Genomic DNA, 15802 nt, shown 5'->3' on the forward strand with positions numbered 1-15802 from the left:
TTTTAAATGGAAAATACCTTACGGGATGAAACCGCAATTGAAGAAAAAAGAAAAGATAAAATACCCTACGAACACTACAAGAGCTTGTTAAAAGACCTCGATCCTCAAACTGTTGCCAAAAACAGCACCTGTCCCTATGATGAAGAAGGGCGCTTCTTTACCGCTACGCTGATGGGAACCCCGTATAAGGTTGCCTATCCTCAGGGAGATGTGACGGATATGGATGGACAGGACTTTGATAATTATAAACTAAAAACCATGATTTTACGCTATCTGATCAATGCCAAAGGGATTAAGGCTACCGGCGAAAACATTGCTTATCGGGATGTTTCCGGCGGAAACATTTACTATCCCTGCTTTGAGGGGCGCTGTTTAAAACGGTTTGCCTTTACCTTTAATTACAATCTTGAGGGGTTGAAAAAAGCGATGGCAATTCTGGGTGCTGAACCCCAAAGTATTGGGGATCTCTCCTGGCGGTTTGAGGTCATCAATAATATGTTTATGACCGTAATTCTTTGGATTGGCGATGATGAGTTTCCACCTGAAGCACAAATCTTGTTTGATTCTAATTTTCCCAGTGCCTTCAGTGCTGAAGATATGGCCGTTATGGGCGATATTTTTATACCGGCACTTAAAGAACTCAGTAAGAAATAATGAAGCAATCAAAATTACTGGATATTGATCCCCATTTTTCGGAGAGTAGTTATGTCATTAATCGTGATTTATTTATAAATTACGATCCCGGCGAGATGAGCATAAAATCATCTTGCCCCTATAATCCGGAAAATGGACGATTTGAAATTATTGTTCTGGGAGAAACGTATTTTGTCGATTATCCCAGTGGAGTGGTTCGCAACGCACAAGGTGAAGAATTTGATAACTACTCAATCAAAATTTTTATTCTCAGATATTTAATGAATGCCAACGGAAAAGAAGCCACCAACGAGTGGATTAGTTTCAAAGAATTTCCAGATGGCCCCTTATATTATTCCAATTTTCACAAACGCTGCATTCAAGTTTTTGCACAAATAGGCAACGAAATGCCAGAACAACTAAAGAAATATATGAGCAGGCTACAAGCGGTTCCCTATAATAAAGGTGACCTTTCCTGGCAGTTCACAGTGACACCTGGAGTGGATATCGTCTGGATAGTGTGGTTTGGTGACGATGAGTTCGAAGCTGAAGCGCAGATATTGTTCGACAAGAAATTAACAGATGTCTTTAACATCAAAGATCTGGCAATTTTAGGTGATGTTTTGATGATTTCGTTGAAAACCTTTACTTTCTCTTTAAACTCTAAAAAAAATTAAGATAAATTTTAGAAAAATGCCGAAAATTAATTGACAAACTTTTAACTAATATACTACAATCTGTGTATACTTATATATACAGGTAAAAAGCTGTAGAATATGTAATGGTTTTAATTTGGTTTTAAAGTCTTGAACTTTGAAATAAATATTTTGAAAAAAGGTAACAGGTTAGGAGGAAACAAAGAATGCCATACAAAAAAGCAGAACAAAAATTTAGTGGCAAGATCAACGTATGTGAGATAGGTGTTGGAGATGCAGCTATCAGCATAGGTGGAGAAAACTCATTACCATTTTTAGGTACTGAAGGGTTTAAAACTGCGGTTGGTATCGCAATTTCAGACACAACTGACGAGTGGGCAGATTGCTTCAAAGCTCTTTACGGAGATGATTTGAAAAACCCTGCAGCGTTAGCAAAAGCAGCAGTAGAAAAATCAGGTGCTGATTTCCTATTAGTTAAACTTGAAAGTGCAGATCCAAACGGCGCAGATGCATCAGTTGAAAGCTGTGTTGCAACAGCCGTAGCAGTAGAAGCTGCAATCGACGTACCTTTAGTAGTAGAAGGATGTAAAAACGCAGAAAAAGACGCGAAGGTGCTTGAAGAAGTAGCTAAAGCTCTTGAAGGTAAAAATGTCGTTTTATTCTCTGCAGTAGAAGACAATTACAAGACAATTGGTGCTGCTGGCGGAATGGCTTACGGCCAAAAAGTATCAGCTGAATCTGCAGTAGATATCAACCTTGCAAAACAATTAAACATCTTATTAACACAACTGGGTGTTAAGAGCAAAGATATTATCATGGATGTTGGAACAGCAGCAGCCGGTTACGGTTTTGAATATGTTGCTTCAACCATGGATCGTATTCGTTTAGCCGGCTTAGGTCAAAACGATGAATCCTTACAAATGCCAATTATGACCAATGTTTCTAACGAAGCATGGGGCGTAAAAGAAGCGGTTTCCACAATTGAAGATGCACCAGAATGGGGCGATCAGGAAGCACGTGGTATCGGTATGGAAGTAGCAACAGCTTCTGCTTGTGTTGTTGGCGGATCAAACGCTATCATCGTAAGACATCCAGAATCAGCTAAAACCGTTAAAGCTTTAGTTGCTGGAATCATAGGTTAGGAAAGGAAGGCGAATACAAATGGCAGTAAAAGGTTTAGATATCTTTAAACTCACACCAAAAACAAACTGTAAAGAATGTGGTTTCCCAACATGTATGGCTTTCTCAATGAAAGCTGCTACTGGCGGGGTACCTGTAGAAAAATGTCCATACATCTCAGAAGAATCTAAAGAATTATTATCAGAAGCTACAGCTCCTCCAATGAAAACCATCAAAGTTGGTTCTGGCGATACAGAAAAAGCTCTTGGCGGCGAAACTGTATTATTCAGACACGAAAAAACTTTGGTTAATAAAAACCTGTTTGCAGTAGAATTATCAGATGCTATGAGTGACGCTGATGTTGATGCAGCTTGCGCTACATTACAAAAAATTAACTATGACCGAATCGGCGAAATGATGTTCGTTGAAATAGTTGCCGTTCGTTTTGCAGCTGATGCAGCTAAATTTGCAGCACTTGTTAAAAAAGTAGCTGACTGTGGCAAAATTCCAATGATCGTTACAACTGATGCTGAAGTAGCAAAAGCAGCGGTTGCAGGTGCTGGCGCAGGCGCAATTATCATGGGCGCAACCAAAGATAATGCCGCAGCAATGGTAGACGTAGCTAAAGCTGCAGATGCTGTTCTTGGTGTTTCTGCAGACAGTATTGAAGCATTACACGATTTAGTCGAAGAAATCGAAAAAATGGGTTACAAAAACCTGGTATTAAATGTTGGCGAAACTTCAATCAAAGAAGCTTACGCAAATGCAGTTGATATCCGTACAGCAGCAATCAAGGGCAATGACCGTACCTTCGGATATCCTTCAGTTGTATTTGCAAACAAATTAGCACCAGCTAATACTAACCTGCAAATTGCTTTAGCATCGGCTTTCGTTCTTCGTTACGGTTCGATCATCGTTATGGACGAAATGGACTTCAACGCTGCTTTACCACTGTTTGGTTTAAGACAAAACATCTTTACCGATCCTCAAAAACCAATGCGTGTTGAACCGAAAGTATATGAATTCAACAAACCAACAGGCAACGATCCAGTTCTTGTTACCGTTGACTTCGCATTATCTTACTTCGTTGTTGCTGGTGAAATCGAACGATCTAAAGTTCCAGCTTACCTGGCAATTCCAGATGCTGGTGGTTATTCAGTACTTACTGCTTGGGCTGCTGGTAAATTTGGCGCTGGCGTTATCGCTAACTTCATTAAAGAAGCAGACGTAGCCAGCATGACTACTTCTCGTAAGTTAATCTTACCTGGTAAGGTTGCTGTTCTTCAAGGTGATTTAGCTGAAGAACTGCCAGATTGGGAAGTTATTGTTGGACCAAACGAAGCGATGCAATTACCTAAGTTCTTAAGAGACATGCAAGCATAAATAATATCAATCTGTGCCCGAAGATAACTTCGGGCACACCTAAAATATTTTTTTCAATTTGAAAGGGGAACAATATGTCAAAATTCATGGTTATTGGTGAAAGAATTCACTGTATTTCTCCAGCAATTCGTCAGGCATTCGCAGATAGAAATCCAGAGCCAATTCTTTTAAGAGCAAAAGAACAATTAGATGCTGGTGCAGATTATCTTGATTTAAACATCGGACCTGCTGAAAAAGGCGGCGAAGAATTAATGCAATGGGGTGTTAAATTACTCCAGGAAAACTTTGATAACGTGCCAATCGCACTCGATACAGCTAACATGAAAGCCATCGAAGCTGGTATTCAGGTTTATAACCGATCAAAAGGTAAACCAATCGTAAACTCAGCTGATGCTGGCGATCGTATCGAATACGTTGATTTAGCAGCTGCTAATGATGCGATGGTTATCGCTCTTTGCTCTAAAGAAGGTGTACCAGGAAGCAATGACGAACGTATTGCATACTGTTCTGAATTATTAGAACGTGGTATGGAACGAGGAATGGAACCAACAGATTTACTGTTTGACCCATTATTCATTGTTATCAAAGGAATGCAAGATCAATTAGGTGATGTATTAGAAGCAATTCAAATGATCACTGACATGGGTCTGTTAACAACTGGTGGTTTAAGTAACGTATCGAATGGCGCACCAAAACATATCCGTCCATTATTAGATAGCGCTACAGTTGCTATGGCTATGCAATGTGGATTCAGTTCTGCTATCGTAAATCCTTGCGACAAACGATTAATGGAAACCATCGTAGCTTGCGATATTATCAAAAATAATATCCTTTATGCAGATTCAGTACTTGAGTTCTAGAAATACCTTTATAAATTAACAACAGGTATTTGAAAATACTCATAAAAAAAAGCCCCCGACGTTAATTCATCACTTGCCGCACAAGTTACGATGAAAGTCAGGAGCAAACAACTATGTATAATGTATCACTCACCTACATTGTATAACATTTAACAATGTTTGTAAAGGGTAATTTGATTATTTTTTCAATATGACGAAACTTTTTACAAATACGTAAAAAATATCTTTTATACGAAACAGGTGCTTTGATATAAATTATAAAATTTAGAGAGGTAGAAAAAATATGAGCAATGAAATTTTAAACTACGATAAGGTCGCTGAAGCTTCCCTTGTGAAAGCTCAGAGAGATGGCGCAGAAACAATGTGGGATCGCCGTGCTGCACAAAAAACCCAATGTGGTTTTGGGGAAGCAGGGGTATGTTGCCGAATTTGTGCAATGGGTCCATGTCGAGTTAGTCCAGTTCCTGGAAAAGGTGCTGAAAGAGGTATTTGTGGAGCGAATGCAGACACAATTGTAGCAAGAAACTTTGCCAGAATGGTCGCTGGTGGAACATCTGCCCATTCAGACCATGCCCGTGATATCGTTCATGCAATGCATCATTCATCAGCTGAAGGTCCTTTCAAAATTCGTGACGAAGCAAAATTACGACGAATTGCCAAAGAATGGGACGTTGTTGATGCGGATACCAAAGAAACTTACGCATTAGCCCATGAAATGGCTGAAATCGCCCTTGAAGAATTCGGAAAACCGTTTGGAACTCAACGTTTCTTAAAGAGAGCACCTAAAGCTCGTCAGGAAGTTTGGGCACGTGAAGATATCGCACCTCGCGCAATTGATATGGAAGTAACGACATTAATGCATTCAACACATATGGGTTGTGCCGCTGACTATGAAAGCCTTTTCCGACGCGGTATGAGAACCGGTATGTCTGATGGTTGGGGCGGTTCCATGATCGGGACTGAATTCTCTGACATTATGTACGGTACGCCTACTGCTCGTGCATCTTCTTCTAACCTGGGTGTTATTGATTCTGAAATGGTTAATATCCTGATTCATGGTCATGATCCTAACCTTTCTGAAATGCTTGTATTAGCTGCTCAAGATCCAGCAATGGTTGAACTGGCTAAAGCTAAAGGTGCTAAAGGCATTAACATTGTTGGGATGTGCTGTACTGGTAATGAAATGACCATGCGACATGGTATTAAAATTGCCGGAAACTTCTACCAACAAGAAATGTGTATCATCACTGGTGCTATCGAAGCGGTTGTCGTAGACGTTCAATGTATCTTCCCGGCACTGCCAGAACTGGCTAAAACTTACCATACCCGATTTATCAGTACTTCACAGAAAGCTAAAATCGCTGGTGACATGTACATTGAATTCTCAGAAGCTACTGGCTTAGAGAATGCTGCTGAAATCGTAAAAATTGCTGTTGAAAACTTCCCGAACAGAGATGCTGCTAAAGTTGAAATTCCAGATATCAAACAAGATACCCTGGTTGGTTACTCTGTAGAAGAAATCATTAACCATTTAGACAAAGTTGTTAACTCTCAATTAGAAGATGGCTTGGGAACTGTTAAACCATTAGTTGATGTTATCTATGCCGGTGTTCTTCGTGGGGCTGCTGGTGTTGTTGGTTGTAACAATCCTAAACAACAACATGACTATGCGCATATCACCGTAATGGAAGAACTGATCAAACGTGATGTTATCTGTGTTGTTACAGGTTGTGCTGCTCAAGCGGCTGCAAAAGCTGGTTTATTAACATTAGAAGCAAAAGATCGATGTGGTCGTGGTCTGTTAGAAGTTTGTGAACGTGTAAACATTCCACCAGTACTTCATATGGGTTCTTGTGTTGATATCAGCCGTATCCTGCATATTGTAAACTTATGTGCTGACGTAAAAGGAATCGATCCAGCCTTATTACCAGTCGTTGGTATTGCTCCAGAATGGATGTCTGAAAAAGCGGTTTCTATTGCTAACTACGTTGTTGGTTCTGGTATCAATACTTACCTGGGTGTTATTCCACAAGTATTGGGATCACCAAACTTTACAAAACTGTTGACAGAAGATTGCCAGGAATTCATCGGTGCCCACTTCGTATTCGAAAAAGATCCAATGGTCATGGTTGATAAGATCATGGAAGATATGGAAGCTAAACGAACTGCTTTAGGTATCTAATTATATAAAGATAGACAGGTGATAAAATGAAAATAGCATTAACAGGAAAAGGCGGGGTTGGAAAAACAACCATCTCAGCAAGTTTGAGCCGATATTTTGCCGACCAGGGATATAATGTGTTAACAGTTGATGCTGACCCCGATGCCAATCTTGGCCTTGCCTTGGGCATGAGCGAAGAAATGATTGCCAGTATTGTTCCCATTTCTGAAATGAAAGACATGATTGAAGAGCGTACCGCAGCTGATACCGGTTCTTTTGGATCAATGTTTAGAATGAATCCGGAGGTAGCTGATATTCCTGAGCGATATGCCAAGGAATTTAATGGTGTCAAACTATTGACGATGGGGACGGTTGATACCGGCGGATCGGGCTGTGTTTGTCCGGAGCATGTGCTTTTAAAGATGCTGATGAGCCATCTGGTTTTATACCAGAAAGATGTGGTCATCATGGATATGGAAGCCGGTATTGAACATTTGGGTCGTGGAACCGCTGGTGCCGTCGATGCCTTTATCGTTGTCGTTGAGCCGGGTGTTCGCAGCATTCAAACTTATCATAAAGTCAAATCCATGGCTACGGATATTGGTGTAAAACAGGTTTATGTTATTGGAAATAAAATCCGGAATGACGGAGACATCGCCTTTCTTACCGAAAAAATCGGAGCTGAAAACATTATTGGTTTCTTAAACTACCGTGATGCGATTTCAGAATCTGACCGAAACAACAAATCGCCCTATGACGATCCTGTCATGAAAGAAGACATTGCCAATTTAGGCAAGCGCATTCTGGAAATTGTACAGGAAAAAAAGAAATAACGAGTTTTTTAATAAAGCAACAAAAATCTAATGTTAATTGAACGAATCTAAGGAGGAAAAAGTCCATATGAATATGAATCTTTTTGATATTGTTTACGACGGTCAAGCCCAGTATCAGCAACGTGCTGAAGAAATGGTTGCCAAAGTCGTTGCTGAAAAGGGAAAAGAAACACCGGTAAAATTCCCCGGTACTGCTTATGCTTTACCATGTATCTATGCCATCACCGGCAAAAAAATCACCAACGTTGGTGAATTAGAAGAAGCCTTAGAACTTGCAAAAGCTAAAGTAAACCGTACAAATTACCTGCAAGAAGGCTTGGATGCCGGAACTTCTGCTGCAATGTGTGCGGAAATCATTGAAGCAGTTAAATATGTATACGAAGAACTTCCATACGAAGGCCGTCACGTTGAAGATTTAAATACAACCGATGCCCGTTGTTTAGGACATATCACTGATGCTGAAGTACGTAACTTCGGTGTGCCACTGGTAACTGATGACATCCCAGGGGTTGCTGTTATTATCGGTGAATGTAGCGATGCTGAAATGCTGGCTTCTATTGTTAAAGACTACCAAGGTAAAGGTTTATTGACCTTCATGGTTGGTAAAGTTATCGATCAAGCCATTGAACAAAAAATCAAAATGGGTATCGACCTGCGAGTTATTCCTCTGGGATACGAAATTGAATCCGTTATCCATGTTGTATCAGTAGCGATCCGTGCCAGCTTAATCTTTGGTGCGACACCTCCTGGCGACTTCGTGGCTCACCGAACCTATACCAAAAACCGTGTTAAAGCGTTTGTTAACGTATTTGGACCATGGGATAACAAAATTATTGCTGCCGGAGCTGCTGCTATCGAGTTAGGCTTCCCAGCAATCACAGAAACCTATATCAACGAAGTACCAACCTTATTATTAAACCAACCAGATAACAGCAAAGTTGTTGCGACTTCTTTAGAAGCCCGTGGCATCAAAATTAAAGTTACTGAAATCGACTGTCCAGTTGCTGTTTCTTCAGCCTTCGAAGGTGAACGTGTTCGTAAAGATACTATGTTTGCTGAATTCGGTGGAAACAAAACTGAATGTTGGGAACTTGTAACAACTGGCGATGTTGCTGAAATGGAAGATCACAAAATTACCGTGGTTGGACCTGACATTGACGATGCCATGTTTGAAGGCAAAGACGTTGTTCGTCTGCCAATGGGTGTTGTTGTTAAAGTCGGCGGAAAAGCAATGCAAAAAGACTTTGAAACCGTACTGGAAAGACGTATCCATTACTTCACAAACTATATTGAAGGCGCAATGCATGTTGGTCAAAGAAATATTGCATGGATCCGTTTAACAAAAGAAGCATTTGAAAAAGGCTTCCGTTTAAGACACATCGGTGAAGTTTTATATGCAAAAATGCGTTCTGACTTTGATAAAGTTGTTGACAAATGTGAAGTTACCATTTACACCAATGCAGAAGATGTAAAACGTCTTGGCGAAGAACTGGTTAAACCGATCTATGCTGAACGTGACGAACGAATGGGCGCTCTGACAGATGAAAGTGTTGATGAATTCTATACCTGTCTGTTATGTCAATCATTTGCTCCAAGCCACGTTTGTGTTGTAACACCAGAACGTTTAGGTCTTTGTGGTGCTGTTTCCTGGTTAGATGCTAAAGCAACTAAAGAATTGGATCCAACCGGACCTAACCAACCAATCGTTAAAGGCGAAGCTACTGACGAACGTTTAGGACGTTGGGATTCTGTAAATGAAGTAGTAGCCAGAGATTCTCAAGGCGCTGTTGAAGCAGTTACACTGTACTCAATCCTTGAAGATCCAATGACATCATGTGGTTGTTTCGAATGTATCTGTGGTATCATGCCAGAAGCAAACGGTGTTATCATTGTAAACCGTGAGTTCGGTGATACTTCACCAGTTGGTATGACTTTCGGTGAATTGGCTTCAATGACCGGTGGTGGGGTTCAAACTCCAGGCTTCATGGGTCATGGTCGATTCCTGATCGGTTCTAAAAAATTCATGTCAGCTGAAGGCGGTTTACAACGAATCGTTTGGATGCCAAAAGAATTAAAAGATGATGTAGCAGAACGTTTAAATAAAGCTGTATTTGAAATGACCGGCATTGAAAACTTTGCAGACATGGTTTGTGACGAAACAATTGCCAGCGATTCTGAAGCAGTTTTAGAATTCCTAGAATCAAAAGGACATCCAGCTTTAGCAATGGATCCAATTATGTAATACATTTTGACCCTGTCAAAATAAAGACATGCCTGAAGGCAGAACACAGACGTGTTCTGCCTTTTTTTAACCCAAAGCATAAACTTACACAGTTTAGAATAATTCAAAATAGCTATCGATTTATTAAGAAAAGGATGCTATAATTATAAAAAAATCAGATCAACAGGAGGAAACAATATGTGTAGCAATAAAGAACAACACAGCCATGGTGAGCATCATGAGCATGAAGAAGGCCATCCGCATTTAGGTGGAGCCCAACACGAACATCAACATTCGCATCCGCATACCGGGGATGAAGGTCATGAACACATTCATGAGCATAATCACGAACATGGACACACCCATAGTCACCCTCACAGCGATGACCATGATCATGGCAGTGAACATACCCATACAAAAGAGCATGAGCATGAGCACACCCATCATCACGCCCATCCCCATCCTCATCAACATGAGCACCCGCATGGACATGAAAGTCAGGCCCATGCCCATGGCCATGATCATTCGCATGGACACGATCACACACACGGCCATGATCATCCCCACCCCCATGTTCACGGTGATGGCCATTGTGGACACCACAATAAAAACGGCGCCGGTTGTTGCCATGGTGGTGATGTCGAAAATAAGGATGTTGAAATCCTGGGATTGCTACTCGATCACTGGGTGGCGCACAATCAGGATCATGCCATGGAATACAACACCTGGGTTGAAAAAATGAATCGTTTGGGTAAAAATGATGTTGCCGAGTCCTTAATCGAAGCAATTGCACTGATGAGCGAAGCTGATAAGCATTTGGTGGCAGCTAAAAAAGAGTTAGGTTAAGCAATTCTAAAATTTGCACATTACTCGACCAGTGCGGATGATACGAATAGCGATGAAAGTCGTTTAAAAATGTATAATAAACCAGTTGCCCCCTGACTTGTGTTAGGGGGCAGACTATGTTAAAATAACCTCAATTAGAAGAAAGGAGACTGAGAACATGTGTGAATCTTCAGCTTATATGATCACTCCTGAAGGAGAAACTAAAATTATGGACTACGTTGTTGATATCGTTCCAAATGAAGATGGCAGTTTAACCCTGTCGGATTTATTGGGCGGTACAAAAATTGTTCAAGGCAAATTAAAAGAAGTCAAGCTTCTTAACCACAAAATTATTATTGAAGGAACAACGGTCTAGACGATGAACATAGTAGTGCTAGACGGCATGGGAGGAGGCATTGGCTCTCGAATTGTCGGTATTTTAAAAGATGAAATACCACCATATATTGAAATATATGGTTTGGGAACCAATGCGCTGGCCACTGCGGCGATGTTAAAAAAAGGCGCCAATAAAGGTGCTACTGGCGAAAATGCCATTGCTGTTACCGTGAAAAAAGCTGATTTTATCATCAGTTCAATTGCGATGACCATTCCAAACTCGATGATGGGAGAAGTCACTCCGAAAATGGTTGAAGCCATAGGAAATAGTGATGGATTTAAAATCTATATTCCGATTCTACCGGAAAATCACCATATTGTTTCACTGGAGGAAAAACCATTACTACTTCAAATTCGTGAAGCAGTATCCTTGATTAAAAAAGAACTCAATTTGGGAGACGTATAGATGGATGATAAATTAAATATGGATAAAGAAGCCGATATTTTCAAGGTGTTTCTTGCTCATTGGATTAATCACACCGGAGACCATATTGCAGGCTATCAGGAATGGGCCGATAAATTGCAGGGAACATCAAAGGACAATGTGTCCCAGGAGATTTTAATAGCGATCGCTAAAATGCGAGAAGCTCAAAAGAAGATTATGGAAGCGAAAATGCGCTTTTAATAACAGAATAATAAATCGCATCATAATGATTATTGCCATGCTTGAAAGCAGGACTTTTTGTTCTGTTTTTTTTATTGTAGCATCGAATTAAACCTGTTAATGTGACAAATCCCCGGAAGAATATAATGTTCGACCGGGGATTTTTTCATAAAAAATTATGCGAACTTTTAAAAGTTGGTGTATAATGAAATTATCAAAAAAGAAGAAGGTTTAAAAATGCGAATCAAAGATAAAAAACGTTTTATCGTTGCATGTGGTGGTCTGGCGGCTATTTTGATTCTGGCTATTGCAGTTTTAACGCTCGGTTTTTGGCATCGGAACGAAACCCAGTCAGAAACCACCAACCAGAAAAATTCACAGGCATCAACGGCGCAAACAACGAATGCAAAAACAGAGTCTGATCCGGTGACAACAAATCAGGCGGCTGTAACCGAACAACCGGCACAGAGCGAAACAAAAGAAGAAGAAAAAAACAACGCCGCAGAAAGTGGAACCGGCACAGATAGTATCACGACACTGGTTAATAAAAACCATAGTATTTCAGCCAGCTATATCCCCAGCGATCTGGTCACTGTTGACTTACCATCAACCCGGGATACCCAGCTGAGAAGTGTCGCTGCTGACGGGTTGACAAAACTGTTTAAAGCGGCAGAGAGCGCTGGTTTAGAATTATACTGCTGCTCGGGTTATCGTTCATATGAAACCCAGTCCGAGCTGTATGCCTGGAATGTGGACACGTATGGGGTTGACGGGGCCGAACTGGTCAGCGCCCGACCGGGAATGAGTGAGCATCAATTGGGCTTAGCCATGGATGTTACCAGTGCGACTGTTGGTTTTGATCTGTTAGAGAGCTTTGGTGCAACACCTGAAGGACAATTCATTAAGGATAACGCCCATAAGTACGGGTTTATTGTCCGTTATCCTCAGGGTAAAACCGATATTACCGGTTACGCCTACGAGCCCTGGCATTTGCGCTATTTGGGTGTGGATGTGGCGACGGCGATTTACAATAGCGGAAAAACCATGGAAGAATACTATGGCACTAATTAGGGTCTGGTTAAAAAATATAAATGCACAAAAGGATATCCTAGGGTATCCTTTTGTGAAATTTCAGTGTGTTTCCTGAGACAGAATGGATAAAAAAACTATTTTCAAAGAATTAATTGTCTGATATAATAAGCAAGTATTTTGTGCGCCCGTAGCTCAGGTGGATAGAGCAGTAGTTTCCTAAACTGCGTGCCGGAGGTTCGAATCCTCTCGGGTGCACCATTTGAATGTGGCGGCGATGGCCGTTTTTTTATTGGCGGAATTTACTATCGACGATTAAATGACAGGTGGATGTAAAAAAATAATTAAATAACTGAGAAACGGTTGCAAAGTGTGACAACAAGGCTTATACTTCTTAGAGTTATTAAGCGGTAGCAATGCCACAAAGCGGGGGAATGCTGATGGAAAATTATAAAAAGTATTTAATTGTCTGTGGACTGCTTCTATTGTTTGCGCTCATTTCTCCGATCATTATTGCCTGGATCAGTGTGATCCTCTCTCCGCTGATTACAACGGTAGGGGTCGTTGCCATTATTTTTATAGCAACGGTGATAATTGCCTGGTTTGGGAAAATTGGTCGCAAATAAACGGTTGATAACGAGTTTTAAAAAATCATCCGAACACAAAAAAACAATCTGAATGATACAGGAGATAATTGACACATTGGAAATACGATTAGTAGAAGAAAGAGATTACCTCAGAGTGCTGGAAATTCTGAACGAATCCATTGCGGCCCGAAAATTTACGGCCCAGCTTTCGCCGGCAACCATGGAGATGCGCAAAGACTGGTTCATTCATCATTCGGCGCCACGACATCCGATGTATGTGGCCGAAGTCGATGGCAAGGTGGTTGGTTGGGTGACGCTCACTGAATTTCGCGCTGGCAGAGAGGGGTTTCGCTTTACTTCAGAAATAAGTTATTACCTGGACAGCCATTTTCACCGCCAGGGCATTGGTTCAATGTTAATGCAGCGAGCGATAGAAGCGGCCCGGGAAATCGGATTCAAAAACCTGGTGGCAGTCGTATTTGACACCAATATCAGCAGCCGCAAGCTTGTCAAAAAACATGGGTTCAGGTTATGGGGACATATGCCAGAGGCAGTGGACATCGACGGAAACTTGATTGGCTGTGATTATTGGGGATTAAAAATAGAAAAATAGTAAATGCTGCTTGATTATTTTCGGCGTTGCTGATATAATTTTAATGTTGTTCAAAAGGCTATATGCCTTTTTTTATTTGAACCGCAACAGCAATAATCGGACAGTCACTGATAAAGAAAATCATGGATGATTAGCAATGTTTTCATTGACAAAAATCAGGGTCTTATGGTATTCTATGTTAGTGACTATGAAAATAGGGAACGTGTGCCTGCATGTTCCTGCGGGTGTTGATATAAGGATGTAGGAGGTGCTGGAATGAGAGTAAAAGTTACTTTAGCATGTACAGAATGCAAGCAAAGAAATTACGATACCATGAAAAACAAGAAGAATAACCCTGATCGTTTAGAAGTGGATAAATATTGCAAGTTTTGCAAGAAGCATACACCACATAAAGAAACGAAATAATGGATAAAGAGGAATATCATGGCAACTAACAAAAAAAGTAAAAATGCCAGTAGTAAACAAGGAAAAGATAACACCCCACAACAGGCACAAAAAACCGATGATAAGGCTGCAAACCTCGTAAAAGAGGAAAAGAAAGCGCCTCAGTCAACGGCAAAAAATGAGAAAAAAACAGCAAAGAAGTCAAGCGATAAAAGTAAGGAACCGAATATTTTTCAGAAGATGGTCGGCTTTTTAAAAGGCGTTCATCATGAACTGCGAAAAGTTACTTGGTTAACTAAAGATGAATTGATAAAGAAATCTGGCGTTGTTGCCGGAATTGTTGGGATATTCACTTTTCTCGTTTGGGTTGTTGATTCAGGATTAGGTGCACTTGCCGCGTTATTTATGAACATTTAGGTAAGGGAGAACCATGGATACTAATCAACAGGAACAGGCCCAATGGTTTGTTGCACATACCTATTCCGGTTATGAGAATAAGGTAAAGGCAAGCATTGAAGCCACCGTCGAAAACAGAAATATGGAGGACGTGATCCTTGAGGTTCAGGTTCCCGTACAAGAAATAGTGGAAAGTAAAAACGGCAAAAAAGTCGTTAAGGAGAAAAAGCTATTTCCAGGTTATGTCATGATTAAAATGTTCATGACAGATGATTCATGGTATGTTGTCCGAAATACCCGTGGTGTAACCGGGTTTGTTGGTCCTGCCTCAAAACCTGTTCCGCTCTCAAAGTCAGAACTTAAGAGTATGGGCATTCGTCAGCAGCGTGTGGAAATCAGTATGCATGTTGGTGAAGAAGTGAAGGTCATTGAAGGACCACTAGAAGGGTTCACCGGTGTTATTGAAGAAGTGCATGCCGAGAAATCAAAGGTCAAGGTCAATGTTTCCATGTTTGGTCGAGATACCCTCGCTGAACTGGGATTTGAACAAATAGAAAAAATAAACACTTAAGGAAAAAACTATTCTTCATGCTACTCCAATTAGGAGAAAAAAAACTATAATAAAATGAAGGAGGTGTTATCATGGCAAAAAAAGTAATTGGTATGATTAAATTACAAATTCCTGCCGGTAAAGCAACACCAGCACCACCAGTTGGTCCTGCATTAGGTCAACATGGGGTTAATATTATGGGATTCTGTAAAGAATTCAACGCAAAAACTGCAAATGAAGCAGGAATGATTATTCCTGTTGTAATCACTGTTTATCAGGATCGATCTTACTCATTTATTACAAAAACACCGCCAGCTGCGGTTCTATTAAAGAAAGTTGCTGGTATTGAGTCTGGATCTGGGGTACCTAACAAAACCAAGGTAGCTAAGGTTACAACTGAACAATTAAGAGAAATTGCAACATTAAAGATGCCTGACTTAAACGCAGCATCTGTTGAAGCAGCGATGAGAATGATCGCTGGAACTGCCCGTAGCATGGGTATCACAATCGAAGAATAATTTTAGAAGGTAGAAACACCTTAAGTGGGAGGGA

Annotated in this window: 19 protein-coding genes and 1 tRNA gene; all 20 read left to right on the forward strand. The window is 40.7% G+C overall.

The window, feature by feature from the left end; translation table 11 throughout:
* Positions 1–6: 6 nt before the first annotated feature.
* The 20 genes from ACWI_RS16045 to rplK all read left to right on the forward strand — a co-directional run bounded on the left by ACWI_RS16045 (position 7) and on the right by rplK (position 15768).
* Complete coding sequence (locus tag ACWI_RS16045) at positions 7–654, forward strand: DUF3786 domain-containing protein (RefSeq protein WP_070372458.1); 648 nt, start codon at positions 7–9, stop codon at positions 652–654.
* A complete protein-coding gene (locus ACWI_RS16050) occupies positions 654–1310 on the forward strand; it encodes a DUF3786 domain-containing protein (RefSeq protein ID WP_070372459.1) in 657 nt (218 codons plus the stop codon). Before ACWI_RS16045 ends, ACWI_RS16050 begins: the two co-directional genes overlap by 1 nt.
* Before the next feature lie 185 nt (positions 1311–1495).
* Positions 1496–2431 (forward strand): acetyl-CoA decarbonylase/synthase complex subunit delta, encoded by a 936-nt coding sequence (gene acsD / locus ACWI_RS16055; protein WP_070372460.1) that lies wholly within the window; start codon positions 1496–1498, stop codon positions 2429–2431.
* Between the two features lie 19 nt (positions 2432–2450).
* Complete coding sequence (gene acsC, locus ACWI_RS16060) at positions 2451–3791, forward strand: acetyl-CoA decarbonylase/synthase complex subunit gamma (protein WP_070372461.1); 1341 nt, start codon at positions 2451–2453, stop codon at positions 3789–3791.
* A 74-nt stretch (positions 3792–3865) separates the two neighbouring features.
* Positions 3866–4651 carry a carbon monoxide dehydrogenase/acetyl-CoA synthase methytransferase subunit gene (gene acsE / locus ACWI_RS16065; RefSeq protein ID WP_070372462.1) on the forward strand — a complete coding sequence of 262 codons (786 nt, stop codon included), beginning with the start codon at positions 3866–3868 and terminating at the stop codon, positions 4649–4651.
* Positions 4652–4934: 283 nt separating this feature from the next.
* Complete coding sequence (cooS, locus tag ACWI_RS16070; RefSeq protein WP_070372463.1) at positions 4935–6833, forward strand: anaerobic carbon-monoxide dehydrogenase catalytic subunit; 1899 nt, start codon at positions 4935–4937, stop codon at positions 6831–6833.
* 26 nt (positions 6834–6859) lie between these two features.
* Positions 6860–7645 (forward strand): ATP-binding protein, encoded by a 786-nt coding sequence (locus ACWI_RS16075; protein WP_070372464.1) that lies wholly within the window; start codon positions 6860–6862, stop codon positions 7643–7645.
* Positions 7646–7718: 73 nt separating this feature from the next.
* Positions 7719–9887, forward strand: a complete 2169-nt coding sequence (gene acsB / locus ACWI_RS16080) for an acetyl-CoA decarbonylase/synthase complex subunit alpha/beta (protein ID WP_070372504.1) — start codon at positions 7719–7721, stop codon at positions 9885–9887.
* Between the two features lie 177 nt (positions 9888–10064).
* Positions 10065–10712 (forward strand): DUF8180 domain-containing protein, encoded by a 648-nt coding sequence (locus ACWI_RS16085; protein ID WP_070372465.1) that lies wholly within the window; start codon positions 10065–10067, stop codon positions 10710–10712.
* A gap of 157 nt (positions 10713–10869) precedes the next feature.
* A complete protein-coding gene (locus ACWI_RS16090; RefSeq protein ID WP_070372466.1) occupies positions 10870–11067 on the forward strand; it encodes a CooT family nickel-binding protein in 198 nt (65 codons plus the stop codon).
* A 3-nt stretch (positions 11068–11070) separates the two neighbouring features.
* Positions 11071–11493, forward strand: coding sequence for a DUF3842 family protein (locus ACWI_RS16095; RefSeq protein ID WP_070372467.1), 423 nt, complete (start codon positions 11071–11073; stop codon positions 11491–11493).
* On the forward strand, positions 11494–11712 hold the full coding sequence (locus tag ACWI_RS16100) for a DUF8180 domain-containing protein (protein ID WP_070372468.1): 219 nt from the start codon (positions 11494–11496) through the stop codon (positions 11710–11712). It abuts the gene before it with no gap.
* 216 nt (positions 11713–11928) lie between these two features.
* Positions 11929–12762, forward strand: a complete 834-nt coding sequence (locus ACWI_RS16105; RefSeq protein ID WP_139142397.1) for a M15 family metallopeptidase — start codon at positions 11929–11931, stop codon at positions 12760–12762.
* Positions 12763–12904: 142 nt separating this feature from the next.
* Positions 12905–12981 (forward strand) — tRNA-Arg (locus tag ACWI_RS16110).
* A gap of 179 nt (positions 12982–13160) precedes the next feature.
* Positions 13161–13346: a hypothetical protein gene (locus tag ACWI_RS16115; protein WP_070372470.1), complete on the forward strand. Its 186-nt coding sequence runs from the start codon at positions 13161–13163 to the stop codon at positions 13344–13346.
* A gap of 76 nt (positions 13347–13422) precedes the next feature.
* Positions 13423–13920, forward strand: a complete 498-nt coding sequence (locus ACWI_RS16120; RefSeq protein WP_242871638.1) for a GNAT family N-acetyltransferase — start codon at positions 13423–13425, stop codon at positions 13918–13920.
* A 255-nt stretch (positions 13921–14175) separates the two neighbouring features.
* Positions 14176–14325, forward strand: a complete 150-nt coding sequence (rpmG, locus tag ACWI_RS16125) for a 50S ribosomal protein L33 (RefSeq protein ID WP_014355470.1) — start codon at positions 14176–14178, stop codon at positions 14323–14325.
* An 18-nt stretch (positions 14326–14343) separates the two neighbouring features.
* Positions 14344–14721 carry a preprotein translocase subunit SecE gene (secE, locus tag ACWI_RS18645; protein WP_084633762.1) on the forward strand — a complete coding sequence of 126 codons (378 nt, stop codon included), beginning with the start codon at positions 14344–14346 and terminating at the stop codon, positions 14719–14721.
* A 13-nt stretch (positions 14722–14734) separates the two neighbouring features.
* On the forward strand, positions 14735–15271 hold the full coding sequence (gene nusG, locus ACWI_RS16135) for a transcription termination/antitermination protein NusG (RefSeq protein ID WP_070372471.1): 537 nt from the start codon (positions 14735–14737) through the stop codon (positions 15269–15271).
* Positions 15272–15342: 71 nt separating this feature from the next.
* Positions 15343–15768 carry a 50S ribosomal protein L11 gene (gene rplK, locus ACWI_RS16140; RefSeq protein WP_070372472.1) on the forward strand — a complete coding sequence of 142 codons (426 nt, stop codon included), beginning with the start codon at positions 15343–15345 and terminating at the stop codon, positions 15766–15768.
* The last annotated feature ends 34 nt before the right edge of the window (positions 15769–15802 follow it).

The organism is Acetobacterium wieringae, assembly GCF_001766835.1.
Lineage (GTDB): Bacteria > Bacillota > Clostridia > Eubacteriales > Eubacteriaceae > Acetobacterium > Acetobacterium wieringae.

Coding starts and splice junctions, on each gene's coding strand:
- ACWI_RS16045 (WP_070372458.1), top strand. CDS start 7: ATGGAAAATACCTTACGGGATGAAACCGCAATTGAAGAAAAAAGAAAA.
- ACWI_RS16050 (WP_070372459.1), top strand. CDS start 654: ATGAAGCAATCAAAATTACTGGATATTGATCCCCATTTTTCGGAGAGT.
- acsD (WP_070372460.1), top strand. CDS start 1,496: ATGCCATACAAAAAAGCAGAACAAAAATTTAGTGGCAAGATCAACGTA.
- acsC (WP_070372461.1), top strand. CDS start 2,451: ATGGCAGTAAAAGGTTTAGATATCTTTAAACTCACACCAAAAACAAAC.
- acsE (WP_070372462.1), top strand. CDS start 3,866: ATGTCAAAATTCATGGTTATTGGTGAAAGAATTCACTGTATTTCTCCA.
- cooS (WP_070372463.1), top strand. CDS start 4,935: ATGAGCAATGAAATTTTAAACTACGATAAGGTCGCTGAAGCTTCCCTT.
- ACWI_RS16075 (WP_070372464.1), top strand. CDS start 6,860: ATGAAAATAGCATTAACAGGAAAAGGCGGGGTTGGAAAAACAACCATC.
- acsB (WP_070372504.1), top strand. CDS start 7,719: ATGAATCTTTTTGATATTGTTTACGACGGTCAAGCCCAGTATCAGCAA.
- ACWI_RS16085 (WP_070372465.1), top strand. CDS start 10,065: ATGTGTAGCAATAAAGAACAACACAGCCATGGTGAGCATCATGAGCAT.
- ACWI_RS16090 (WP_070372466.1), top strand. CDS start 10,870: ATGTGTGAATCTTCAGCTTATATGATCACTCCTGAAGGAGAAACTAAA.
- ACWI_RS16095 (WP_070372467.1), top strand. CDS start 11,071: ATGAACATAGTAGTGCTAGACGGCATGGGAGGAGGCATTGGCTCTCGA.
- ACWI_RS16100 (WP_070372468.1), top strand. CDS start 11,494: ATGGATGATAAATTAAATATGGATAAAGAAGCCGATATTTTCAAGGTG.
- ACWI_RS16105 (WP_139142397.1), top strand. CDS start 11,929: ATGCGAATCAAAGATAAAAAACGTTTTATCGTTGCATGTGGTGGTCTG.
- ACWI_RS16115 (WP_070372470.1), top strand. CDS start 13,161: ATGGAAAATTATAAAAAGTATTTAATTGTCTGTGGACTGCTTCTATTG.
- rpmG (WP_014355470.1), top strand. CDS start 14,176: ATGAGAGTAAAAGTTACTTTAGCATGTACAGAATGCAAGCAAAGAAAT.
- secE (WP_084633762.1), top strand. CDS start 14,344: ATGGCAACTAACAAAAAAAGTAAAAATGCCAGTAGTAAACAAGGAAAA.
- nusG (WP_070372471.1), top strand. CDS start 14,735: ATGGATACTAATCAACAGGAACAGGCCCAATGGTTTGTTGCACATACC.
- rplK (WP_070372472.1), top strand. CDS start 15,343: ATGGCAAAAAAAGTAATTGGTATGATTAAATTACAAATTCCTGCCGGT.